Raw genomic sequence first — 24,390 nt, 5'->3', positions numbered from 1 at the left:
CAGGCGGGCGTGACGGCGGAGTGATCCGCGGCATGAGGCTGACATAGGCCTGCGCTTTCGGCCATTTGAACGGGCGGATTTTCAAGCACGCGGACTCACGCTTGTAGCCAACAAAAGTCGGCCACACAGGGCAGTAGGAACCCGGTCTCTAGGACTCACTTGCCGACTCCGGAGTGCCCTTGTCTGGTGATTCGAACTCGGGAACGATTTCTGCGGGCGCCGAAGGCAAATTAGGCGCAACGAGGCCTGCACGCCCCGCAACCGGGTCACGCCACTTCCCTGCTCGCTTCAGCTTATCCCGCAGACCCCTCAGCGGAAAACCCTGGGCGTAGGCAACATGGGCGCTCTCTAGCGCGAGCTCATACTTCTTCAGGTCGAAGTACGCCAACCCCAGGTTGTAGTGCACATTCGCGTTATAGGAATCGAGTTCGCGGGCTTGTTCGAGCTTTGCCACTGCCTCTTGTGCTGCGCCCGACTGAATGAGGTACAGACCATGGATGACCTTGACCATCGCGTCATCCGGTCTGAAAGCCTCCGCACGAACCATGTAACACTTGATCGTATAGTCGGCGCCCTTTGGCTTGGACGTGCGCTCGAGGAACCCGAGTTTCATCATCGACATCAAGGCGCGGTGATGGTTGGGAAACGCGCGCAGGGTGTAGTCGATGTTGCCGCCCAGCCCCACCTTATTCGACAGCGTTTCCTGACCCGGGCCGAAGTGGAACTTCTCGACGATACCGAGTCGGCCCTTATCCGTGCGGTAGTCGAACGGCCCATACGCGTTCTGCAGCGTTCCGCAGCCCAGCGCGGCTGGAGCTTCCTGAGCAAACAAGGCGTGGCTGCTCAGCGCCAGCAACACCATCATCACACCGCTTAAAGGCCTCAGAATCACAGCTTCTCCTTCGGTTGGCCGCGTCCTAAACCGCTGACCCAGGCTTTGGTGCAGTCCTCGACGAGCGCCCGCCACTCGGCAGTGGAAAAAGTATGGTCGGATTTCGCGATGCGTGTCGGCGAAGTCGCCGCCGTCAGCCCTTTCCAGGCTCCGCCCGCCCCAACCACCGACTCGAACTCGCGGGCGACGTAGTCGCGCTCACTCAGTACAACACAAAAGGGCTTTCCCGCACGGACAAGTCCTGCCGCCATTCGTTGCGGAAGGTCGCCTTTTGCCGCGCCATCGCTTGTCACGCCCGCCTTGCTGCTCGCCACTTCGACCGCAGAAAAAAGGCCACGAAGTGACTTCCCGATCGAAACGCCACCACCCATCAGCTTCTTCCAAAAAGCCGGCTCAAGCACACGCTGCAGATAGTAATGCTTAAGATACGTCTTTGCTTCGCCTGCAGCGGTCTTGACCCACGGATTAAGCAGCACCATGCCAGCCACGCGCGTATCGCCCGCAGCATAAAAACACGCTGCGCTCGCGCCGTCGCACAAGCCCCACAGCACCACGCGCTTCACCGCTGGCGCGCGCGCGCAGAATGCATCGATCGCAGCACGAATGTCCTGCTCGACATGTTCGAAATCGCGCTGCTCGCCAGTTGCATCGCCCATGCCACGGTAGTCGAAACGCATGCAGGCAAAACCATTTGCCGCGAGCCGGCGCGCCATGAGTACGAACTGCCGATGGCTCCCCACGCGGTATTGCGGACCGCCCACCACCACCAGAATGCCGAGATCTGAACTGATTTCTTCGGGCGCAGCGATGATGCCGACAAGTTCGTCGCCCTCGCACTCGAACAGGAAGGCGGCTTCACGCACCGTCATTGAGCGAGATACTCCAGCATGCCCAGCGAGCGCTCGATCAGAAGCGGTGCGGTCTCGATCTCCTGGGTCTGCCAGAAGCCCGGCCCTGCCACCACCTCCGACCTTACCCTGATGGCCGCAGCGGTCCACTTTGCAGTCAGACTTGCCACCGCTGGCGACGAATCGGCTCGCTCTGCACTTCCGAGTTCCAGTATCGCAACGGGCGCCGCATAGCCCGCCGGCAGACGTAAATTCGCGGCGTCCATTCCGGACGCCAGCGCCGGGGAAAGGCCATAGCCCGCGACCTCGACATTTTCGCCACGCTGCAGTGCGGCCCGAATCGATGCCATCACCTGCCGCGCGTCCGATTCGGCCAGCATCTCGTTGGCGGCCTTGAGACGCAAGAACTGGGTGAGGTGCTGTTTGCCACTGGTCACGGGCTGCCAAATCAGCAAGGGCGGACACTCCCCACGCTCGTGCATCCAGTCGGCGGCCAACAAGCTTCCGCTGCGCAGGGTCCATAGAACGAGCGGCAACTTCGCAGAAGCGCGCTGCGTGCCATCCTGTTGCAGCCAGTCCCAGCCCGACCCCAGGTCCTGAATCCAGTCTTTCCAGCTCGCGTCGGAAAAATCACCTGCACTGTCTCCGCAACCGAAGCAGTCCATCTGCAGCACGGTCCAGCCCTCTCGAGCGAAGGCACCCGCAGCCAGCGCCACCATCCGCCGCGACTTGTTAAGCTCCTCGGCAAAGGGGGGCACGAACAGTATTGCGCCCTTCGATGTGCCCGCAGGCCGGGTCGCAAGACAAAATCGCCCACCCCGCGGAGCATCCAGGAAAAAAGCTTCTCGCATTGCCCCTGACACGCTCAGGCCAGCTTGCCTTCAACGAACTCGACCAGCGAACCAACGGTGGCGAAAGAGGCACCGTCAATCTCGTCGTCCTCGACAATGAAACCGAAACGTTCCTCCATCAGATTGATCACTCCGACCACGGCCATCGAATCCAGCTCGGGAACAGCGCCTAGCAAAGGCGTTTCGAGCTCGAATCCGCTTGCCCGCCCCCCCAGGCTCAACACTTCATCGAGAATGGCCAGCACTTCTTTCTTGATTTCCAACGCTGTACTCCTGACAGGTATTTATGTGCGGCGGTGACTAAATCGACCATGCCGCAGGAATCCGGTTGCTATTATAAGCGTCCATTCGAGTCTGACCGTGACGGATTTGTCCACAGCCGCTGCCCCCAAACCCAAAGCCTTCGCCCAATGAAACGCATCCTGATGACCGCCTTCCACTTCCCGCCGATCCAGGGAAGCAGTGGCATGCAGCGCACCCTGCGCTTCGCGCGCTACCTGCCGGAGTTCGGCTGGAAGCCGATCATCCTCAGCGCACACCCCCGCGCCTACGAACAAACCGCTACCGACCAGCTCGCCGACATCCCGCCGGGCATCGAGATCGTCCGGGCACAGGCATGGGACACCGCCCGCCACTTGTCCATCGCTGGGCGCTATCCCGGCTTTCTTGCCCGCCCGGACCGCTGGCTGACGTGGTGGCTTGGTGCCGTTCCTGCCGGAATGAAGCTCATCCGCGAGCTCAAACCGGCAGCGATCTGGTCCACCTATCCGATCGCCACGGCCCACCGCATCGGCGCCACGCTGCATGCCCGTAGCGGACTGCCCTGGATCGCCGACTTTCGCGACCCGATGGCCCAGGATGGTTACCCGGAAGACCCGGCCACCTGGCGCAGCTTTGCCAGAATCGAAGCGCACGCGATCAAGCATGCCGCGCTGAGCACCTTCACCACCCCTTCAGCAGTGGCGCACTACCGCCAGCGCTACACCGAGCGCGCCGACCGCCTGCAACTGCTCGAGAACGGCTACGACGAGGAGACCTTTGCCAACGCCGCGGGGGGGCGACGCATTGAACCCCGGCAAACGTACCCTGCTTCACAGTGGCATCGTCTACCCCAGCGAACGCGACCCGACCCAGCTCTTTGCCGCGCTCGCCCTGCTTCGGGAGCGTTCGCCCGAGGTCTATGCCGGTCTCCGCGTCCGATTCCGCGCTGCGGTACACGACGAGCTTCTGCATAAGCTGGCCGGGCAGCACAATGTTGCCGACGCGATCGAGACCTTGCCGCCAGTCGCTTATCGCGAAGCGCTCTCCGAGATGCTCCGCGCCGACGCACTGCTCGTGCTGCAGGCGAGCAACTGCAATGCGCAAGTTCCGGCAAAGCTGTACGAGTATTTCCGCGCCCGCCGTCCGATACTTGCCCTGACCGACCCCGCCGGCGACACCGGCCTCACCTGCCGCGATGCCGGCATCACCGCGATTGCGCCACTCGACAGCGCACAGGCGATCGCCCAATGCCTTGCGCAGTTTGTCGCCAGCCCCACCCAGGGCACCCTGGCCACCGACAGCACCATTGAAGCCGCATCACGTCGCGGCCGAACACGCGATCTGGCCCGCATGCTCGACGATGTAACCGCAACCGCGCGCGCCTGAGCCCATGTTGCCCGCGAATCTCAAGCACACCTTCGAAGAACTCGGCGCCGTCAATGGCGCGGTGTACCTGGTCGGCCGCCTTTTGCAGCGACTCAGCGGCGACCGCGTCCGCATCGTTCGCTATCAGTTCTTCGCGCAGCCCGTTCCGCAGACACCCCCGGCGGCGCCGCGCGCCGCCGGCAAGTGTCGCATCCGCATCGTCGGCGCACATGACCCGGTGGTAAGCGCCTTTCCGCGCCCGCCGCACGTCATTGCCCGGCGCTTTTCCGACGGCGCGACCTGCTTCGTGGCCGAGATGGGCGACCGATTCGCCGGGTTTCTGTGGCTCGCACGCGGAGCCTATGAAGAAGACGAAGTGCGCTGTCGCTACGAACTCGTCCCCCCCGCGCTGTGCGCATGGGACTTCGACGTTTATGTGGAACCGGACTTTCGTATCGGTCGCAGTTTTTCGCGGCTATGGGAAGCGGCCAACGCCCATCTTGCCGCCCAGGGCGTGCAGTGGAGCCTGTCGCGCATTTCCGCGTTCAACCCGGCATCGCTCGCAGCCCATCGCCGGCTCGGCATCCGCCAGCTCGGCACAGCAACTTTTCTGGTGCTGGGCACGGCGCAGTTTTCGTTCCATGGAAAGACACCGTTCTTCAGCATCTGCACCAGCCACGCGCGCCGCCCCCAGTTGCAGCTTTCGCCTCCTGTCGCACAGGAGCAGGGGTCGCGATGATCGACCGCACGAAGCAACGCGCGGCGCTCAGTGCAATGCCTCCGACGTCGGCGTCTTGCGCCGGGCGTCTCCCCCTGCATACAGCTTGAGCCGAACCATGTCCGACTTGTCTCTACGACTCTATGCCTCCCGCCGTTGTGCCAACACTAAACCGCACAGCCGATGCTCCGCGCTCGAGGCACCGCGCGCACCCCCGACCCTCCGCCCGCGAAAGTCATCGCAGAAATCCAGCAACCTTAGAGCAAGCCGCGCAGCGCCCAACAGATAACCAATTCAGCATACGCTTAAGCTTAACGCTCTAACCCGTCACATCCTAGGACACGTACGCACACATCTTCTGCACGAAACCCACCTTGACTTCCGTCGCACTCAAACGAGATCAAATCACGAACCATGGCAATCAGAAGATCACTGGGCATTAGTGGAGCGACGCAGGCAATCAACTTCATCCTCAACTTCGGAAGCGTGATTGTTGTATCGCGCCTCCTGACTCCAGAGGAAATCGGAATTTTCTCAGTCGCAGTCTCCTTGATTGGGATTGCGCATATTCTGCGCGACTTTGGAGTTGGGCAGTACCTGATTCAGGCCAAGGACGTCTCGCGCGAGAGAATGCGCGCCGCTTTCTCGGTAATGCTGTTTATTTCATGGACAATTGCTGCGCTGCTATTTCTGCTGCGGTGGCCAATCGCCGACTTCTATCAACGGGATAGCGTAGCCGAAGTCATCGGAGTGATCTCCTTCAACTTCCTAATCATCCCGTTTGGCGCCCCCATTCTTTCCGTAATGCGGCGCGAAATGCTGTTCGGCAAACTGGCACTGGTCTCAACCACTAACACCGCAGTCCAGGCGGCGGTGACGGTCCTCACCGCACTAAATGGCTTCGGCTACATGAGCATGGCTTGGGGTTCAATCGCGGGGATGCTCACAAACATCGCGCTGCTCTTTCTCCTTCGCCCCGCGCACGTCATGCTTCTCCCGACATTCAAGGGCCTTCGGGAAGTCCTCAGCTTCGGATATAAGGCAAGCGCGGCAACTCTGGTGAACGAGGCGGGCGCGAGTGCGCCGGATATCATCATCGGCCGTACTTTGGACTTTGCCGCTGTCGCGTTTTACAGCAGGGCTGCCGGCCTGATTAACATGATCATGGCGCAGATAATCCGTGTAATCCAGGACGTATTTCTTCCGGCGTTTGCCAAGGACTTCCGGGGTGGCGGCGATCCCTCACGCATGTACGCGCAAGCCATGGGTCACATGACAGGTGTTACTGTCCCACTCATAGCCTTTATCGCCCTCATGTCCGAGCCACTAATACTCTTCTTTTTTGGAGACCAGTGGGCTCGGTCCGCCCCGCTGGCGTCAGTGCTTTGCATCTACTCCCTGCTGACGGCCCCCTTCTCCCTGGCCGCAAATGCACTAATTGCAACAGGCTATGTTGGATCGCTCCTTAAGGTTCAGATAACGTCGCAGTCGTTAAGAATACTCATACTATTATGCTCAATATGGGTTTCACTTGAGAACGTGGTACTCCTCCTTTCCATATGGGCAATTGCGACATCCTTCCTGTTTGCGCGGTGCCTTAAGCACTCATTCAACCTTGAAGCCTCAGCACTTTTTAAGAGCATATGGCGAAGCTATTTGCTAATTCCCCTAACGTTAGCTTTGCCGATCACCTTCCGTGCATTCAACAACTATAATCAGTGGGATCTCTCAGACCTCAGCATTCTTCTGCTTTCGGGGATACTCTTTTCTGTAACGTGGCTCGCTTCCATTTTCTTAGTTAGACATCCCCTCAATTTCGAAATAATGCAGATACTACGAACCATAAGACCCCGCAAGGCTTGAGTTGATTATGAACGTGCCGATCCAAGAGACAATATGAAAGTAGCGATCACCTCTTACCCAATGCTATGGCAGAGAACTGGGGGGCTCCAGGTCCAGATCCTAAAGACCGTGGAGCACCTCCGCGCCGAAGGCATTGATGCACGTGTGTTCGACACCCTTAACGATCGCTTCTCTAACTACGATATAGTTCACGTATTCTCTGCGATTAACGGGACGCACGTAATCCTCCGCGAAGCGCAGGCTCAAGGAGCGAGAACAGTGCTCAGCCCGATTCTCCAACCAGAGAAAAGCCGCTGGACGTTCAGGCGCTACGCGATTGCAAGCTGGATCACCGGGCGACTCACTGGCTACGACATACGCACCACCTTTGACAACATCCAGTCGGCGCTGAAATATAGCGATCGCTTGATCGCCTTGAGCAGTGAGGAAGAGCAGGTCCTTACAGACGGATACGGGGTTGATAAGCGCAGTATATCGCGTATTTCTAACGGCATTGACCCCGCCTTCTTCTCAGCAGAGCCGGACTTATTCCTCGAACGCCACCCTACCCCAGGGGGATTTGTTCTCGTAGTTGGGTCGATATCGCCCTACAAAAATCAGCTGGGCGTGATCCGACAGTCCAATCGCCCCGTCGTCCTGATCGGACCACCAAGCAACAAAGACTATCTTGCCCAGTGCCTGGAGGAAGGCGGGGAGCGCGTCGTATACATTGGAAGCCTAGCTCACGATGACCCGCTATTGGCATCTGCATATGCTGCTGCCGGGGTAACTGTACTCGCGAGTGCAGGCGAGACCTTTGGACTTACCGCAGTCGAGTCACTCGCTGCTGGAACGCCGGCGATCATTACAAAATCCAATGGCTTGGGGCTTCTACCTAACCCACCCTATCTCCAGTTCATCGATCCAAGCAATCGCTCGATGCTCCGGAGTGCAATCGAATCTGCGACTAGCGCCCCCACAGATGCTCGCGATCGATGCAGAGCCATGGTCGCTCATCTTACCTGGCATCAGGTATCCTCCAGCATCGCCGAAGTGTATAAGAACCTCGACATCAGCGTGCGCTAACACCATCCGAGATTTGACTACCGTCATGACCCAAGAACAACGACCCACCTTTCTGTTCATCTCTCCTGTTTTCCCCACGTTCGATGGAATCGGCGTCGAACAGAGAGCGTGGTCGCACCTCGACGCGCTGTGCAGCATTGGCGACGTCGACCTTGTCCTTGCCATGACGGCCAAGCAAGTGAGCGGAGGCGCCAACGTGGAAGAGTTGCGCACAAAATGCCGCAGCGTGCGGATCGTCAGGTTATCGCCAAGCTCCAAGCTAACGTCAAGAAAACTACCTGGGCTTACTTTTGCGATCAGGCTTTCGCTGCTGTGGAAGGATTCCCACATTGTCGCGAAGGACGAACTGGAGAGTTTTCGCCAAGCGGGCGCCCCGCTTTGCTACGACATGGCGTTTTGTTTCCGCATCCGAAACTACCCCGTGTGGCAACAGATCCAGCGGCATACTGGCGTCACAGCGAAGCGCGTGTATGTTGATTTTGACGACATTGAGTCCATTACGCTTGCTCGGGAGCTGCCGTTCCTGAGGCAGCGTCTGGGCCGAGAGAACAGCATTGTCGCGAAGCTTGAGCGCATTGAAACGCTGAGGCTGGAGCATCGAATTCAGCGCGAGGCCGACCTTGTCAGCGTATGCTCTGATCATGACAGAAGCGAATTGCTCCGCCGCCCGGGCGCCGCAGAAATCGCTGTTGTTCCAAACTCGTTCCCATTTAAGCCAGCTCTACCGCCGAGCCCAGAATCAGGAGTTGCGAGAATCATGTTTTTGGGCGCGCTCAGCTACCCTCCTAATGAGGATGCGATCCTTCATTTTTGCGACTCGATCTATCCGCTTATCCGCCGGGAGCTCGGCGACAGGGTGAGCCTAACAATCGTGGGGCGCCGGCCTCGCCCCTGCGTTCAGGAGCTGGGGGGGAGGAACGCAATCATAGTCACCGGAGGCGTCGACTCGGTTGAACCCTACTACGCTGAAGCCGACCTCGTTATCGCTCCTATTCGGTTTGGAGGCGGAACGCGAATCAAGATTCTCGAAGCGCTGTCTTACGGGAGGGCTGTGGTTTCGACGACGATCGGTGCCGAAGGACTTGACTTGGAGCCAGGACGGGACCTTCTTCAAGCAGACTCTCCCGAGAAATTTGCAACTGCATGCGTCGAGCTGCTTCGGGACCCCATCCGTCGTGATGAACTTGCGACATCCGGACGGTCCCGCGTCTTGGACTTGTACAGCCGTACTGCCATCCAGAATAAGCTGACGGCGATCGTCTCCAACTTGCAGCAAGCTCCAGTCGAAACGGATACAAGTAATCCCCTTCCGTTTGATTTGACCCACTCCACGAAAAGTTTCTCGGAAAAATGAATCTTTACTGGTGTAAAACCACCCCACCTAATGTCGGCGACGCCCTGAACGAGTGGATCTGGCCACGGCTAATTCCGGAACTAGAGCAGCTTTTCCCCGAATCGGTTCTATTCGGAATTGGCTCGATTCTCGACGAACGCATTAACTCTCATCGAACAACTTATGTGATTGGCAGCGGCGCTAGAGGCCCAGCACACGGAGTAAAGATCCGTCACGACTTACACGTCATGGCAGTTCGAGGCCCCCTAACGGCGGAGGCCCTAGGAATCGACGAATGTAAATCCACAACTGACCCAGCAGCGTTGTTGGCCTATCATTACGTCAGACCGTCCTCACGAGCCGCTCAAATTGGCGTCGTCCCATATTTTTCGTCTCCCCACGATTTCTGGCAGGAAATCGCAAACGAGATGGGATTGTCCTTAATTTCGCCGCACATGAGCGTTCCGGACTTTCTTGATTCAATTAGCCAGTGCGACTTTGTCATCTCCGAAGCGATGCATGGAGCCATTATCGCGGACGCACTTCGAATTCCTTGGTACCCAATACGCTCCAATAGCATCGAAAGAGAGGGAATGACAAATAAGTTCAAATGGACTGACTGGTGCAGTTCGATCGGCATTGACTTCAAACCCAAGGATCTTCCTCCGATATGGCCCAGACAGCCCGGGCTACTCTCCGCTGCGAAATATAGACTTAAGAGGTTTGAGATAACAAGAGTCCTCCATGGAATAATTAACGGAAGGGTACGTTATTTGTCGAACGAACTCGTGTTTCGCGAACGAACGGAGAAGTTACTTTCTATTATCCACGAGTTTAGGACATCGCCCGCCCGGTAGCGATACTTAGAAAAGGGAAGTGAAATCAGGCATAACCGTATGAGTGCGCACGATAAAGGTCCTATTGAGCTACTTAAATTTTCACTTGATCAGGATCTTCGGACCCTTGACGGGACGACCGAATTCGGCACAAGCGAGATCGCGAGCCCTTATTCTGACATCTGCATAGTTTCAGTTCGGAAGGGAACTCATAAGTCTTCGTACTTCGTGAAGACACCGAAGATGGATGCGTCTAACGCGTCGCTCGTGTCGGCGCGATTAAGGTCCGAATACGAAATAATGGCGCTACTTTCCAATGCCCAGTCGGAAGGTTCGCCCATCGGCGTAGCGACCCCATATGCTTTTTACGATCAGTTTCCCACCATAGTCACGCTCGCAGCAAAAGGGACGCCACTAAGAAATTGGTACCGTGGAAACGCCCGACTGGTCTCGCTGCCTCGCCGACGCGGAGTTCTTGATTTATATATGCGGTTATGTGGTGCGTGGCTTAAAGATTTTCAATCAAAGACGAGCTGCGAACCTGCGAAATTTGATGTATGGGAGCTCCTCGACTATTGCAGCATCAGGTTGAAAATGCTTACGGAGGGTCCTGCACCATACGTATCCTCGAGCCTTTCCAATAGAATTGTTTCGGCGGTTCAGACCACCGCGGCCTCCTCAAGACCGCTTGTGACCGCGATTTCCGGCCGCCACAACGACTTTGCCAGTCATAACATAATCGCTCACAAAGGGCAGATTCGGGTTATTGATTTCAGCATGTTTGATCACGGGTCAACCGCCTATGATCCTTGCAACTTCTGGCTCGAACTCGAGATGCTTAAATGCGACTGGACCTATTCCGCCCCGCTATTGAGTCGGATGCAGGCACAGTTCCTCCAGTCCTACGGTGCCATTCAGCCACACGACCCGGCCTTCCATCTTGCGCGGGTGCGGTACTCATTGAACCGTCTGCTAACTGCAATCGGTGATGAGAACCTGACTCGTCTGGATACGATCTATCGCCGTCGGTCAGCGCTCCTGTCGTATAACTGGCTCGTCTGGTTCGCCGAGAAGTATGCGCAATAAGGCCAATGCGGGCGCGCGCATGAGGCGACAAATCCTTTTGCAGCGACCTGGAAGCTGAGACGACAACTCTCCAGGCACTCCCCCGGTTTAGTCTCGTACTCCGCGATGTCGATACACCCAGACCATCCGATCATCGATAACAACGAACGCGTTTAGCGCTGGATCGGCATAAGCAAGCAGCCGATCCCCTTTAGGCATCGGGTCGCCGGACGGATTCAGAACTCTCCAACTCGACGTGTCAGGAGTGTAGGCCCAGAGTTCCTTCTTTTCATGGTCGAGCAACAGCCCATCACCACTTGCAGCGTCATAGTAAAAGGATGTCTTTGCATCGTGACCGAATGGCACCGCATCTGAGTTTTCTGGGGCATTCAAAACCTTTTCCCAGCGGCGACGAACGACATCCAGATGAAAAGTGCTCTTGCCCTGTTGAGCTACGACGATACCCCGCCTCATATCGTAGTAGCCAACCAGTTCACGCGATGGTGCCTGCTGTTTGAAGTCTTTTTCTTCCGTGTTGAGGGGAAGGAGCGTCCAAGCCCGTTTCACTGGCTCGTAGTGCCAAGTCGCGCGCATCTGCCAGTTGTTCATATGCCAAATGGCTCCTTCGAGTTCCGGTACGTATTCGAGCATTGCGCCAAAGGGCGCACGGGGACCGGGTGGCACGGATTTGAGCGGAGCCCACTGTCCCGTCTCAGGTTTGAAGGACCACAGGGGCGGACCGGTATAGCGAGCAGCAGGGTCACCACCTAACTGCCGAATGGCTTCCTCTTGTTTAGTGAGCCAGATGTTCATGAAGAGCATCTGTCGATTCACCGGATCGTAGGTGATGCCCCACCAGGTGTGGCCGATCACGGCCGGGCCACCGCGCCGGGTGATGAGGAGTCCATCCTCGAAGACGACGTCACTCGCATCCTCGCCAAGGCCGTCGTAACTGCGCGGGTTGTCGGGCGGGTAGAGCATCACCCAGGCCAGCGCCGCCAGATCAAACTCCCACACGTCGTTAAGTCTGTGCGGTTTGCCATGATTTGCACCGGCGAACAACGCGCGCTGCCGCTCCGGTGCCCACACCATCTTCAAGGAGTAGTTTCGGCTCCTTGGACCGGTGCGATGAAGATCGAAGCGCCGGGCCACAGCATTGAAGTCGCCCAGCACACGGGCCGAACCCAGGCGCAGACCGTGGTTTTCCTCCAGCGCCTCGATCCGTCGCAGCACCGAAGAATCGGGCGCCAGATCCATTGCGGTCACGTTTTGCGATGGTACGCAGAACATGAACAGAGCTCCGACGAAGAGCAGAGCACGCAGCGCTGCACAACCCTTCAAACGCCGCATCCCGCCTCCTTTCTGGCTATTCGGCCACCTTCATCGGCCCGATGTACTTCCGCGCCACGACCAGGTTATCGATGTAGAGGCTCATGTCGTGCGGGGCGGGTCTCACGCCACCGTGATAGACGTTCATCCACACCGATTCGATTTTAAGGTCCGGAACTTCACGGAAGCGGAGGTTCTTTCGTTCGAACACGAGCTGACCGTCGATCCAGGCTTGCAGCACCCCGTCCGCCTTGCCCAGGGAGTTCATTCGAACGCGCTGCTCGACGCTATACCAGCGGTTCTTCTGCAGCAGCCCCGAGGGGCCGAGGCTCCAGCCCCAGGTATCGCCTGAGAGCCCTTCCATATCGGCGTGGTAGACGTAGGAGCCCACGCCGCGCAACGCCGCTGCGACACCCGAACTCGAGGTTTGTTGAAAGAACGCGCCGCGCGTGGACCAACCATTCACGCCGTCAGATTTGCGCATTCCCCATCCCGCCCTGCCGTAGGTGCCCGAGAAGCCCGGCATCTTTCCACCGTCGATCGTCGGATTCCAGTTTTCTCCAAGGCGAAGGTAGTAGCGGAAGTAGGCCTCCTCCGGTTCACCGTCACGGAGGGCGGCGAAGCGCAGATGGGCATTCAGGGCGGTATTGACCCCTTTGGCCAGGGTCACGCGCAACGCACGCCCGGTTAGCGGTTCGAAGCCATTGCCCCGGTCCTCGCTGATCATCTCTGCGGCGGAGCGCGCATCGATGCCGGACCAGAAGGCTTGCCATCCCCGCTCTTCGAAGCGGTCGGCGAAGATCACGTCGGGATGGCTTGCGATTCCGACATCATTCGGAAAGCCGTCGGCCAGACCGCCGGAAGTCGACGGCTGCGCGCTGCCACCAGGCGCGGGGGCAAACACTCCGATCGACGACTGGGGGCCGTACTGCTTGTCACTGGACAGTTGAAGGTGCGCAGATACCAGCGTTCGGCCCGCGCGAGCCTTGAACGGGAACACAAGCACCGCGTTGTGTCCTCCGCCAACCTTGAACACCTTCTCTCCACCGTAACTGCGATGGTTCGGACAGGAAAAATGGGTGTCTGCAACCGCGTTCTCTTCCGCTCTCACGCCGTCATCCCAGCTCACCGTCAGTTTGGGGCGCTGGGCGACATCAGGATGTTCGCGACTCGCGAAGTTCACGATGCCGGCACGCCCCCCACCGGTGTTGCGCAAGAATATGCTGCCCACCGGCGCCTTTCCCGCAATCCAGTCTCTCGCCAGAGGGCTTACATCGAGTCGAAACGTCTGCAGCGCGTCGCCTTTGGCAACCGAATCGCGGACGTAAGAAAGATCGCCGTACGCCGAGCCAGCGGCATCGCGCCAGTCACCGCCTTTCTGCTGCCAGCTCAGCCGAGCCGCCTTCGAATAGAAATGACAAGTCATGCCCTGCGGCGAGTCGTCCAGGGGCACTGCCCCGCCCGCGCCATGGGACGTAGACGCAAGGCCCAGGAATAGGGCGGCAGACAGGAGCGCCGCGCCGCGCCTCACGCCGCCACCGAGCTTGCGCTGAACATGTTGCGTGCCATCCGGATGCCGAAGCGAAACTGCGTCCTGTCCCATGGGGTAAACCGTGGGATCTGGAATGGATCGCAGTCCTGCCTTGCCACGCCTGCGGAGGTGGACACGGCAAAGCGGTAGCCCGCCTCTCGAACCAGACCAACATCGCGGGCGAGGTAGTCGGCGCCCGGCTTGCCATTGGGGTAGGCAAACAGCTCGATTGCTTGCCCAAGCATTCGTTCCAACCTTGACTTGTTCTCGACGATCTCGTCCCGCGCTGCGCGCTCATCCAGCCGCGCGAGTATGGGGTGACTGCAGGTGTGACCGCCTATGGACATGCCGCCGTCGCGCAGTTCGCAGACTTGCCCGCTGGTCATCATCAGATCGTTCGGCAGCGCTACCGCGCAGCGTTGCTCCAGGACGTCCACCATGGCGCAACGCTGGTCGAGTGCAAGGTACTTTATCGCCGGCAGTAGCCTGTCGATCGCCTGCCGGCGTTTGGTCACGGACGACAGATCGTGCGTTCCCAGCCCGAGGTCCGACAGATTCAGCGCCTGCGCGGCGGTGCGACGGATCGCCTCGATGATGGTGTCGTTCCACATGCGGCCGCCATCGAGAAACTCCGTTGCGACGAAGAAGGTGGCGTTCATGCCATGCCGGCGCAGGATCGGCATTGCGATCTCGCAGTTGTCTGCATAACCATCATCGAAGGTGATCGCCAGTGCCCGGGGCGGCAGCGTCCCAGCACGCAGCTGAGTAAGCGCCTGGTCGAGCGGGACCACATTGAAAGACGCACCAACCCACGACATCAGCTCGTCGAACCGCCGCGCGTCCGGCTCCTCCGGAAACAAGGGGTCTGGCTGCGCCAGCACGCGATGGAAGATCAGGGTGGAAAGCCGCCCATGGCGCCCCCCCGGAGAGAAAACCGCGTTCAGGGATCGGATGAGGAACACTATTGTCTATCCCCCACGAATCCGGTGACAGGGTGCGGACTGCCCACTGCGCCACGAGCGGCAGGCGCCGGGTTGTTCGCGTTTTCGGATACCTGCAGGTTAAGCCAGCGTTGCAGAACCACGATGATCACCAGCAGATTGTATGGAAGATCGAAATAGGCAAGGCTCAGGAAGGCGCCCCCCACGGCGAAGCCAATCAGCGCCACCTGCGTCATGCTGGCGAGGTGAAACACCCACTGGAATTCGGGCTTATCCCGCGTTCGCTTTCGTAAACGCGCTGCATCCCGCCATACCAGCCACCCGATCATCAGGAACAGCCCAAGCCCGATCCAGCCATGCTCCCCCAACACCTGGAAATAAATGCTGTGAGCAGCGCGGACAATGGACGGGTCCGATGCTCTATCGACAGTCGGATTTGGCGCATAGAGCCCCCAGACCAGTCCGTTGTACATCTCGAAGCCCGCGCCAAAGGGGCGATCGTTGGCGATGTTGATCGCGGTTTCCCAAGCGTTGATCCGCCCCATGGCGGACGAATCCTCTTCATAAGACGTGATCGAGTTGACTTTGTCCGAAAATGACCAAGGCATGATTGCCAGCACTGCAACGCCCGCCGCAACCAAGCCGGCACCCACCAGAGCCTTTCGCGGCGCTCGCCACCATAGCACCACGGACATGACCCCAATCGCCAGAAAGGCCCCGCGCGATTGAGTACCCAGCACAGCCACTGCAGACAGCAGCATCGCGCCGATCAAGCCTCGCCGTATCCATTTTTGCTCGGTCACCAAGTAAAGGTAGTACATGAGCGGGATGGCTACCAGAATTGCTAGCCCGATCTCGTTGTTGCCGCCGATGAACCCGCCGGGGCCCCACACCCGCCCGGCGCCAGCGGTCTGGATCGTGTAAATACCGCCCTTGACCCCGTAAAAACCGAGCGAGAGCGCGTTGATCCAGACGAACAACTGGATACTGAGCTTGTGGTGCAGCACCGCCAGCGCAACCAGTGTCATCAGCTGGATCTTGATGATCTTGTTGAGTTGCCCGAGCGAATCGCTGGGGAACATTGCAAATGCGGTGGTGATGCACATCCATACGATGAACAGTATCAAGGTGTTCGAGGTTGCGCTGCGCGGCAAGCTTACCTTGTCCTTGGTGGAGAAGAGCGCGATCAGGGTCGCGCCTGCCGCCATTGCGGCGAACGGAGCGTCGTAGGCGAAGCCCCAAGTGAGGCGATGGGGGTTCATGATGCTGAGCCAGGTCCATAACAGCACCCCGATCCAGGCATGGCGAAAAACAAACGGCAGCGTCCCCAGCACGATTGCGGTAATAAGCAGATCACGCATGGGCGACCGCCTCCTGCCGGTTCTGGAGCCCTACCTTGCTGACGACGTAGCGGAACTTGCCCGAGGCCTCGGCGGGAATCTCGTCGACGCAGTGTACCGCCACTTCCACCCCCTCGCCCAGCCGTGCCTTGAAGTCGTGAACGATACGTGACACCGAATTTGCGTTGAAGCCCGAGTTGGTTACAAGAAAGACATCCGTCCGGTCCAGTGACTCCTGCACGATCTTGAAGCGCTCCACGCCGGGAAGGTCGCGCACCGTGTAGATCAGCGCCAAACCGTGCATGATCGTGCCATCCTTGGCAACAACAAAGTCCGTCGTCCGCCCCTGTACTTCCTTGAGCACCGGCAAACCGCGGCCGCAGGCGCACGGCGCATCGGACAACACGCCGATGTCGCCAGTGCGATAGCGTACGAACGGAAAATCCGGCGTCGCGAGGTGGGTGATCACGATCTCGCCAGCTTCGCCAGCGGTGGTGGACGAGCCATCCGGAAGCACGGTTTCGACAATGATGTCTTCGGCACTGATGTGCAGGCTGCCGGCCGGGCACTCGTGGGCGATGAAGCCTGCGTCGCGCGCGCCATAGCCGTTTGCGACCGGACAGCCGAAGACCTCGCTTATGGTCTGGCGCTGCTCGTCGTAGAGCTTTTCGGATGTTACGAACGCCACCCGGATGCCGAGCTTGTCCATGGCCACGCCTTTGCTTCGGGCGTGCCCGGCAATGAGCGACAGGCTCGACGGGTAGCCGAACAGCATGGCCGGGCGTGCGCTACGGATGGTTTCGACGAAGCGATCGAGATTGGCCGGAGACATTTCGAATGCGGGCAGCAGCTGACTGCGCATGAGCCCGTCACGCAGTTGGCGGATGCGGTCCTGCGCGCCGAGTTCGATCGGGCTGCCCCAAACGACAAGCTCCGGATCACCGATATCGACCCCCCACCAGCGTGTGGCGCGCCATTTTGCGGCGACATCGTGACTCTTTCGAGACTTGCCCATATAGAAAATCAGCGGCTCGCCGGACGAGCCTCCCGTGTTGTAGCGACTGAGTGGGCCATGTCCTTCAGCCTTCATCGCTTCCGTGTTGCCGCGAATATCGGACTTGGTCAGCAGGGGCAGTGCAGACAAGGCCTCGAGCGAATCCACGGATGCGGGGTCGAACTTCTGCTCAGCAAACAATTGCCGGTAATAAGGGACCGTTGTACCAATGAGTACAAGAAAAGCGCGCAGCCGCTCGACACGGTGGCGACGAAGCGCCTCTGGCTCCCACCACTGGCTGAGCTCGAGCTGCCGGTGAAGCGCCACCGTGCCGTGGCCTTTAAGCTTCTCGTGAATCGGAAACAGAAGCCTGGAAGCAACCCGTGTGTAAATTGACATCGTTTGTTCTTCAGTTGGGTGCGCGGTAGTCCGCAAGCACCTGATGAAAATGACGGACAAGCAGGTCAATGCGCTTGTCCCACGTATTGTCATGCGCGTACTGAACAATACGCTCGCGGTCCCAATCGTTCTCAAGTGCCGCTGTGATTGCCGCCTCTAGTGCGGAAGCGTTCCCGAACGGGACAATTTGCCCCAGTGCTGGCGAGTTGATGACTTCTGGATTGCCACCCACATCAGTTGTAACCACCGGCAGACCACAGGCCATGGCTTCAAGAAACACGTTTGCCCACCCCTCGTTGCGGGTTGGCAGCACAAATACATCTGCCGCACTGAGCGGAACGTGGAGACGGTCGGGAGGCAACGAACCAGTAAAGGTGACGTGCGCCTCAAGGCCGAGCCCGCGGACCTGCTCCCGCAAGGCAACACTCATATCTCCCTCAGGGCTCGGGCCGCCTACGACGAGGTAGTGAAGTCGGGGAAAATGTTTCAGTAGCGCAGGCAAAAGCTCAATGACGCGGTGAAAACCTTTGCGTTCGACCAACCCACCTACCGAAATCAGGATTGGAGCGTCGTCGGGCACAGCCATTTGAAGACGAGCATCAAGCTTTGAAATTGGGCGGAATTTAGCCAGATCCACACCATTTCCCACGACCGATATGTGCTCGGGCGACACGCCCTGCCGAATCATCAGCTGCCTTAAAGAGTCCGAGACACTGAAGACGCGGGTTGCTGCGGTCACCGCCTGCAACACGCGAGGTTTTAGCGCGGGGTCAGCCAGATGGCGCGACTCTGTCCCACGCAATGTGATGGTGACCGGAAGCTTCAACCAGCGCCCAAGCCTCGTCGCAGCATCCCCACAGGGATATGCAAAATGCGCGTCGATGATGCCGACCTGCCGCTCCTTGCGAAGACGACGCATCAACGTAAAGGTGCATAGCGCCATTGACAGGCCGTCAAGCCGACGAAAAAGCCCCGGTACGGCAAGGAACCTTGGGAACAGAACCGTCACGCCTTCCTGAACCTCCTGCCGGGGAGGCATCGGCCGATAGCCCGGCTTGAAGTGGCGAATCAGCGATTGCAGTGGAAACCAGGGCTGGGGTGCCACTACGATCAAGGGGGCGTGACGCCCCATGCGAAACATGCGCTCACGGATGAATAGCCCGGCGTTTGGCTGAATACTGCTTGGAAACAGCGTCGAAAAAATGGCAATGCACGGCAGGTGTTCTGAATGCGCTTCAGAAGCCTGCGGCAGTGCTTGCGCTGCCGTCATGTTGGCCGGCCTTGTAGTGCAGCCTCCTTACTTCCGCGGCGCGTTGCCAGCCAAGCCACAAAAAAAATCAAGGAAAACACCCCGGCAGCGGTTGCAACGATCAGACGCAAACGAAGCCAGTGCATTGAATCACGCTGGGGCTGGTTCTGCGACGTTTCGAGGATTCGAATACCCGGATAAGTGCCCCCGACGATACCGCCCAACTGTTCAAGGGCGCGATGAGTGCCGCCAAGCGTGCGCACAAGGAACGCCTGATCGTTCTCGAACACGTTGCTGCCCCACCACATGTACCACTCGGGAAGCCCGCTACGGTAGTACGCGATCGCTTTTTCAGCGTATTTAAAGCCAGGCTTGGCCAGAGCATCAACCGGCACCAGCTGCGGGACCGTCACACCTGTCAGCAGGGCATTGCGAAATGCCATCGCTGACAATGGGCGTCCGGTGGCGTCTGCCGGATAGAAGTTGTTGAACACATCGATCATGATCCAGCGCGCCTGCTGTGCGTCCCAGATCTCATTAAAGATGTGTCCATGCCCACCAAAACCGTCGAACGAGAAAGCCCATGGGCGGGTGAATACCCCTGCAGCGGATGCAAAGCCGGTGAAGGTATCGGCGAAGTCGCCACAGTAGCCCTCGCCAAGCTCGGTAATCCGTCGATAGGTCTGCGTAAGATCCGATTGAATCGGGCCCCCAGTGCGATTCCCGTCGACAAGCAGGTGCTGTCCGATTTTCAGCGCAGTCGCCCAGTCATCGCCTTCGACCCGAAGCTCGTTTCTCGCTACGATGTCTGCATAGAGCGGCATTGGCGCGCCGTCGTCCACCGCAAAGCTCTTCGGCTTTGTCGCCGGAGTCCAGTCGTACTCCGCGGGTTCTGATTGAAGCAGCAAGGCGTTGCGCATCCGCACAAGTTCAGCGGAGTTCTTCAGATGCGGCAGCAGCGAACCTGCTGCAATCAGCGTCAGCACCGCCGACACCAGGAAAAGACGCAGCCATAGCGTAGCAGCGATCTTCCCGGCCTTGCTGGGCTCCATGCCGGATTTCACCAGCAGAGCCCTTCCACCTGTGCCCGCATTCCATCCAGTGCCGGAAGTTTGACCAGATCGATGATGCGTTGCTCAGCACGCGAATGCGTGGCGATTGCATCGAAGATCGCGGGATTCGAGACGCCCACGATCAACATTTCTGATTCCGCGATGATTGCATCGAGATCCGGCTTGAGCAGTTCCCCGATGTGCGGCAACTGGGTCTCGATAAAACGTCGGTTGGCACCGAGCAGGCGGGAAAGCTGAACGTCGGGATCGTAGATGGACAGCTGCACACCCTTGCCGATGAGTTGCTCTGCGAGCGTAACCAGCGGGCTTTCGCGCAGATCGTCGGTACCGGTCTTGAACGACAGGCCGAGCATGCCGACCTTGCGGCAGCCAGACTCAAGCACTTTGGCGATGGCACGGTCGATGTGCTGGCGGTTGGACTGCAGGATGCCGTTGAGCATGGGCAGTTCGACGTCGTGCGTCTTGGCCAGATAGCTGGTTGCGCGCAGATCCTTGGGAAGGCAGGAACCGCCAAAGGCGAATCCCGGCTTGAGGTAGGCCGGCGAAATGTTGAGCTGGGTGTCCTGACAGACCAGATCCATGACCTCGAACGCATCGACGCCGAGGGCCTCGCACAGACGCGCGGTTTCGTTCGCAAACGTGATCTTGAGGGCGTGGAAGTTATTGCAGCAGTACTTCATCATCTCGGCTGCGCGAACCGAGGTTTGCAGGAACTTGCACGGCAGATGGCCGAACAGTTCGCGCAGGCGGTCGGCCGGATAAGGATGATTTGCGCCCACAACGGTGAATGGCGGCTTGTCGTAGTCGCGAATCGACGAGCCTTCGCGCAGGAACTCGGGCTGGAAGCACAGGTGGAAGCCCTCGCCATCGCGCTTGCCGGACTCGGCCTCGATGATGGGCTTGAGCACGTCTTCAACTGTGCCGGGCACCAGGGTGGAGCGAAACACCAGGACATGCGGAGCGGTCTTGTCGGCGATCGCAAGGCCAAGATCCTTTGCCAGACGAAGTACCGCGCCCTGATCCTGACTGCCATTGGTGGCAGAGGGCGTTCCGACACAAATCAGCGAAATGTCGCTGTCGAGCACGGCCTGACGAACATCGGTCGTCACACTGACTCGGCCACTTGCGGCAACGCTGAGCATGAGATCGACCATGCCCTCTTCAACAACCGGTGTGGTGCCCGCCTTGATGAGCGCCAGCTTGGCGGCATCGATATCAACGCCAATGACCTGATGCCCATCACGTGCAAGACAGGCGAGCGACACTGCACCAACATAGCCCAAACCGAAAATACTGATCTTCATTGACTGGTTTCCTTGTTGCCGCGAAATTCGGTCAGGCAGCGCTCAATGATGCCGTCAAGGCGTTCCATCGAACGCGGCCATGCGTGGTGCGAAAGCATGCGCTCACGCCCCGCCCGGGACAGCCGCTCGCGCTCGGCAGGCTGCTCAACCAGGCGAAGAATGGCATCAGCGTACTGCATCGGCGTGTCGGCGACGAGGAAATGCTCCTCACCCTGGGCATCAACCCCGCCAGCTGCGATGCTGCTCGACACCACGGGCACGCCCATCGCCATTGCTTCAAGAATCTTGTTCTGGGTGCCGCGCGCGATATTGAGCGGCGCGACCATCGCAGCAGAGCGCAGGATGTAGGGACGCACGTCAGGCACGGATCCGGTCACGGTGACACCGGGCAACTCACCCAGCTTGATGACTGCGGGGATGGGGTCGGCGCCCACGATCAGCAGCTTCATTTCGGGCCGTTTGGCACGAAGCAGCGGCCAGATCTGTTCGCAGAAGCGGAACATGGCCTCCTGATTGGGATAGTAGTCCATGCGCCCGATGAAGCTGATGGTGTCCGGATCATAGCCCTCACCATCGGGCTTGAAGAAGTCAGCATCGACGCCGTTGGGGAACCAGTCGGTCGACACCCCCGTGGAGTAGGACTCCAGCGTCTCCCACTCGGCACGCGTGGTGGCGGTGCAGAGGTTGAAGAGACGGGCCAGGCGCTTCTCCTCGCGCTCCATCTTGCTGCCTTCGAGCCAGTACCCGGCCTTGAGCGGAAACGGCTTGTAATTGACGTACTCAAGCCATTTCTGCGAATCCATGTCGCCGAAATCGAGAATCTTGGGAATGTCACGAACGTGACTGACGTACTGCGCCACGGATGAGCAATGCACGAAAATCAGGTCGAATTGCTCGGATGCAAGCAGGGCATTGACCTTGGCCGCCAGGTCGGGCGAATAGAAAAAACCCATTGACGAGGGCACGGTTGTCGGCAATCGCGCCACCATGCGCAGCATCTGGATCGGGTTCGACACCACCCCCATTTCGAACCGCTCGCAGTGCGGTGCGATCCCCCTGCCCTCTTCAGCTTCAGCCTCGGAACGCGCCAGCGAGCACACCGTGACCTGATGATTCTGCGACAGATGCCGGATCATGTTGAAGGGGCGGATCTTTCCACCGCGCTTGGGCGGAAACGGAAAGCGGTGACAGACGTAGAGAATTTTCATGCGAGATGGCTTTTGAGCTCTGCCGTGACGTCATCAACCGAATGACCATCAAGGTAGAGACGACTCCAGATTTCCAGGTTCATCAGGGCAAGCAGCGCGTCCGTGCCATCGATACGGGCAGACTCATGATCGGCCATGAGGCGGGACACCACCGCAGGATCGAACAAGCCACGGTCTCTCACGACATCGGTTGCGAGCAGCCTGCGCAGCACTGGGGCAAGCTCACGCTTGAGCCAGGCTCCCATCGGCGTGCCGAAGCCCCGCTTCTTGCGATCGAGAATGTCCGGCGGCAGCACATCGGAGAGCGCATCCTTCATCAGATGCTTGAGACGGCCGTTCTTTACCTTCAGGGACTCGGGGATGGCTGCTGCCAACTCAACCAGCTCGCGATCGAGCAGCGGCACGCGGCATTCGAGCGATACAGCCATGCTCATCTTGTCTGTAAGCATCAACAGATCGTCAGGCAACTGGGTTTCGGCGTCGACTGCAAACATCCGGTTGAGTGCATCCTCGTCACCTGCAGCAGCGAACGCAGCAGCGAGTGCATCGCTGGACCCGTTGCGACCGCCGGTCAGCGCCGACACAGTCTCGTGGTCGAGCACCTGCAGGTAGTGACGGTAACGCTCATCCGGCGAAAGCTCGGCCGAGGCGAGAAAGCCCCGGGCCAGACGCAAGGTATTCAGCACCTTCGAATGACGGTCACTGGGCATGAGCTCGGCTGCACGCGACATCAGCCTTCTCGACCAGCGCGGCAAGCGTTCCAGTTTGCGCACATAGTGACCACCAAGATAGCGTCGGTAGCCGCCGAACAGTTCGTCGCCGCCAACCCCCGAAAGAATCACCTTGACGTCCTGCCGGGCAAACTCAGACACCAGAAAGGTGGTGATGAACGCGGAATCGGAGACCGGCTCATCCATGTGCCACAGCAGCTTTGGCAGCAGACCGACCACATCCGGCTTAACGACGATCTCGCGGTGTTCGGTGCCGAAGAGCCTTGCCACCTGACGGGCATAGGGCAGCTCGTTGTAGAGCTGCTCGGCCTCACCGCCCTCGAAACCAATCGCATAAGTGCGGATCGGGTGCGAGGAATGCCTGGCCATGTAGGCAACCACCGCACTGGAATCGACGCCGCCTGACAGAAACGCGCCGATTGGCACATCGCTGACCATCTGCCGGTGTACCGCTGACTCCATTCCGCTTCGGATGCGATCCACCCACTCGGCCTCGGAGACGCTGCGATCGATCGTCGCGGGCAGGCGCCAGTAACGCCACTCACGCACCTCGCCGTTCTCCACCGCCAGCAAGGTGGCCGGCGGCAGCTTGCGGATGCCGCTGAACATCGAGTGCGGCGCAGGCACGTAACCCAGGTGCAGGTAATCGCCGAGCACATCGCGATTGAGTTCGGTACGCATGCCCGGCAACTGCAATAGGGCTTTGGCCTCGGTAGCGAAACCCAGCACGGTCGCAGACTGATGAACGTATAGCGGCTTTACGCCGAGATGGTCGCGCCCGATCAGCAAGCGCTTGCGACGGGCATCCCACAGCGCGAAGTTGAACATGCCATCGAGTCGATGAACAAAGTCGTCGCCCATCTCGTCATAGAGATGCAGCAACACTTCGCTATCCGACCCGGTCTTGAAGCGATAGCCGCGGTCCTGCAGTTCGGCACGGAGCTCGCGGAAATTGTAGATCTCGCCATTGCACACGACCCAAAGGGTATCGTCCGCATTGGAGATCGGTTGGTGCCCGCCGGCAAGATCGATGATGGACAGGCGTCGCATGGCAATGCCACAGCGCCCATTGCGGTCGATATGCTGTCCTTCGTCATCGGGGCCACGATGGCGGGTCACGTCCCCCATGGCCGTGAGCTGGGCAGGATCGACGCGCTCGCCGTCAAAACGATAGAAACCGTGAATGCCGCACAT

General features: G+C 59.2%; 22 protein-coding genes. 8 read left to right on the top strand and 14 right to left on the bottom strand.

Annotated features, from left to right (window positions below; translation table 11 throughout):
• Nucleotides 1-148: 148 nt before the first annotated feature.
• Genes CEW83_RS18885 through CEW83_RS18870 form a run of 4 tightly spaced genes read right to left on the bottom strand, consistent with a single transcriptional unit; the run spans nt 149 to nt 2,854 of the window.
• The gene (locus tag CEW83_RS18885) at nt 149-892 is read right to left on the bottom strand and encodes a tetratricopeptide repeat protein (RefSeq protein WP_234418908.1); all 744 of its coding nucleotides are present in this window, start codon (nt 890-892) and stop codon (nt 149-151) included.
• A complete protein-coding gene (locus CEW83_RS18880) occupies nt 889-1,761 on the bottom strand; it encodes a hydrolase 1, exosortase A system-associated (protein WP_108950736.1) in 873 nt (290 codons plus the stop codon). The genes CEW83_RS18885 and CEW83_RS18880 overlap by 4 nt, the downstream gene beginning before the upstream one ends.
• Nucleotides 1,758-2,591 carry a hydrolase 2, exosortase A system-associated gene (locus CEW83_RS18875; protein ID WP_108950735.1) on the bottom strand — a complete coding sequence of 278 codons (834 nt, stop codon included), beginning with the start codon at nt 2,589-2,591 and terminating at the stop codon, nt 1,758-1,760. Before CEW83_RS18875 ends, CEW83_RS18880 begins: the two co-directional genes overlap by 4 nt.
• 14 nt (nt 2,592-2,605) lie before the next feature.
• Complete coding sequence (locus CEW83_RS18870) at nt 2,606-2,854, bottom strand: acyl carrier protein (RefSeq protein WP_108950734.1); 249 nt, start codon at nt 2,852-2,854, stop codon at nt 2,606-2,608.
• 147 nt (nt 2,855-3,001) lie between these two features.
• Here CEW83_RS18870 and CEW83_RS18865 point away from each other — a divergent pair, with 147 nt between their 5' ends.
• The 8 genes from CEW83_RS18865 to CEW83_RS21150 all read left to right on the top strand — a co-directional run bounded on the left by CEW83_RS18865 (nt 3,002) and on the right by CEW83_RS21150 (nt 11,118).
• Nucleotides 3,002-3,826 carry a hypothetical protein gene (locus tag CEW83_RS18865; RefSeq protein WP_234418907.1) on the top strand — a complete coding sequence of 275 codons (825 nt, stop codon included), beginning with the start codon at nt 3,002-3,004 and terminating at the stop codon, nt 3,824-3,826.
• Nucleotides 3,827-3,866: 40 nt separating this feature from the next.
• Nucleotides 3,867-4,238 carry a hypothetical protein gene (locus CEW83_RS21525; protein ID WP_234418905.1) on the top strand — a complete coding sequence of 124 codons (372 nt, stop codon included), beginning with the start codon at nt 3,867-3,869 and terminating at the stop codon, nt 4,236-4,238.
• A 4-nt stretch (nt 4,239-4,242) separates the two neighbouring features.
• Nucleotides 4,243-4,956, top strand: a complete 714-nt coding sequence (locus tag CEW83_RS18860) for a GNAT family N-acetyltransferase (protein WP_199915160.1) — start codon at nt 4,243-4,245, stop codon at nt 4,954-4,956.
• A gap of 393 nt (nt 4,957-5,349) precedes the next feature.
• Nucleotides 5,350-6,798: a lipopolysaccharide biosynthesis protein gene (locus CEW83_RS18855; RefSeq protein WP_108950733.1), complete on the top strand. Its 1,449-nt coding sequence runs from the start codon at nt 5,350-5,352 to the stop codon at nt 6,796-6,798.
• A gap of 33 nt (nt 6,799-6,831) precedes the next feature.
• Nucleotides 6,832-7,863 carry a glycosyltransferase family 4 protein gene (locus CEW83_RS18850; protein WP_108950732.1) on the top strand — a complete coding sequence of 344 codons (1,032 nt, stop codon included), beginning with the start codon at nt 6,832-6,834 and terminating at the stop codon, nt 7,861-7,863.
• A gap of 25 nt (nt 7,864-7,888) precedes the next feature.
• The gene (locus tag CEW83_RS18845; protein ID WP_159099503.1) at nt 7,889-9,217 is read left to right on the top strand and encodes a glycosyltransferase family 4 protein; all 1,329 of its coding nucleotides are present in this window, start codon (nt 7,889-7,891) and stop codon (nt 9,215-9,217) included.
• Nucleotides 9,214-10,053 (top strand): polysaccharide pyruvyl transferase family protein, encoded by an 840-nt coding sequence (locus tag CEW83_RS21785; protein WP_108950730.1) that lies wholly within the window; start codon nt 9,214-9,216, stop codon nt 10,051-10,053. The genes CEW83_RS18845 and CEW83_RS21785 overlap by 4 nt, the downstream gene beginning before the upstream one ends.
• A 39-nt stretch (nt 10,054-10,092) precedes the next feature.
• Nucleotides 10,093-11,118: a hypothetical protein gene (locus CEW83_RS21150; protein WP_159099502.1), complete on the top strand. Its 1,026-nt coding sequence runs from the start codon at nt 10,093-10,095 to the stop codon at nt 11,116-11,118.
• A gap of 87 nt (nt 11,119-11,205) precedes the next feature.
• Here CEW83_RS21150 and CEW83_RS18830 read toward each other — a convergent pair whose 3' ends face one another.
• The 10 genes from CEW83_RS18830 to asnB form a co-directional block, all read right to left on the bottom strand.
• Nucleotides 11,206-12,447, bottom strand: a complete 1,242-nt coding sequence (locus CEW83_RS18830; protein WP_159099501.1) for a hypothetical protein — start codon at nt 12,445-12,447, stop codon at nt 11,206-11,208.
• A 16-nt stretch (nt 12,448-12,463) separates the two neighbouring features.
• Nucleotides 12,464-13,879 (bottom strand): polysaccharide lyase, encoded by a 1,416-nt coding sequence (locus tag CEW83_RS18825; RefSeq protein ID WP_108950727.1) that lies wholly within the window; start codon nt 13,877-13,879, stop codon nt 12,464-12,466.
• A 74-nt stretch (nt 13,880-13,953) separates the two neighbouring features.
• A complete protein-coding gene (locus tag CEW83_RS18820; protein WP_199915159.1) occupies nt 13,954-14,919 on the bottom strand; it encodes a polysaccharide deacetylase family protein in 966 nt (321 codons plus the stop codon).
• Nucleotides 14,919-16,259: a putative O-glycosylation ligase, exosortase A system-associated gene (locus CEW83_RS18815; protein WP_108950726.1), complete on the bottom strand. Its 1,341-nt coding sequence runs from the start codon at nt 16,257-16,259 to the stop codon at nt 14,919-14,921. The genes CEW83_RS18820 and CEW83_RS18815 overlap by 1 nt, the downstream gene beginning before the upstream one ends.
• Nucleotides 16,252-17,631: a phenylacetate--CoA ligase family protein gene (locus tag CEW83_RS18810; RefSeq protein ID WP_108950725.1), complete on the bottom strand. Its 1,380-nt coding sequence runs from the start codon at nt 17,629-17,631 to the stop codon at nt 16,252-16,254. Before CEW83_RS18810 ends, CEW83_RS18815 begins: the two co-directional genes overlap by 8 nt.
• A 10-nt stretch (nt 17,632-17,641) precedes the next feature.
• Nucleotides 17,642-18,901 carry a glycosyltransferase gene (locus CEW83_RS18805; protein ID WP_108950724.1) on the bottom strand — a complete coding sequence of 420 codons (1,260 nt, stop codon included), beginning with the start codon at nt 18,899-18,901 and terminating at the stop codon, nt 17,642-17,644.
• Nucleotides 18,898-19,932 (bottom strand): hypothetical protein, encoded by a 1,035-nt coding sequence (locus CEW83_RS21520; RefSeq protein ID WP_234418904.1) that lies wholly within the window; start codon nt 19,930-19,932, stop codon nt 18,898-18,900. The genes CEW83_RS18805 and CEW83_RS21520 overlap by 4 nt, the downstream gene beginning before the upstream one ends.
• An 8-nt stretch (nt 19,933-19,940) precedes the next feature.
• Complete coding sequence (locus tag CEW83_RS18795) at nt 19,941-21,257, bottom strand: nucleotide sugar dehydrogenase (RefSeq protein WP_108950723.1); 1,317 nt, start codon at nt 21,255-21,257, stop codon at nt 19,941-19,943.
• Entirely contained in the window at nt 21,254-22,465 is a 1,212-nt protein-coding gene (locus tag CEW83_RS18790; protein WP_108950722.1) for a TIGR03087 family PEP-CTERM/XrtA system glycosyltransferase, read from the bottom strand. The genes CEW83_RS18795 and CEW83_RS18790 overlap by 4 nt, the downstream gene beginning before the upstream one ends.
• Nucleotides 22,462-24,390, bottom strand: coding sequence for an asparagine synthase (glutamine-hydrolyzing) (asnB, locus tag CEW83_RS18785; protein WP_108950721.1), 1,929 nt, complete (start codon nt 24,388-24,390; stop codon nt 22,462-22,464). Before asnB ends, CEW83_RS18790 begins: the two co-directional genes overlap by 4 nt.

Source organism: Parazoarcus communis (genome assembly GCF_003111645.1).
Classification (GTDB): domain Bacteria; phylum Pseudomonadota; class Gammaproteobacteria; order Burkholderiales; family Rhodocyclaceae; genus Parazoarcus; species Parazoarcus communis_A.
The sequence above is the reverse complement of the archived record's forward strand: the minus strand, read 5'-3'. Positions and strand labels throughout refer to the sequence as shown.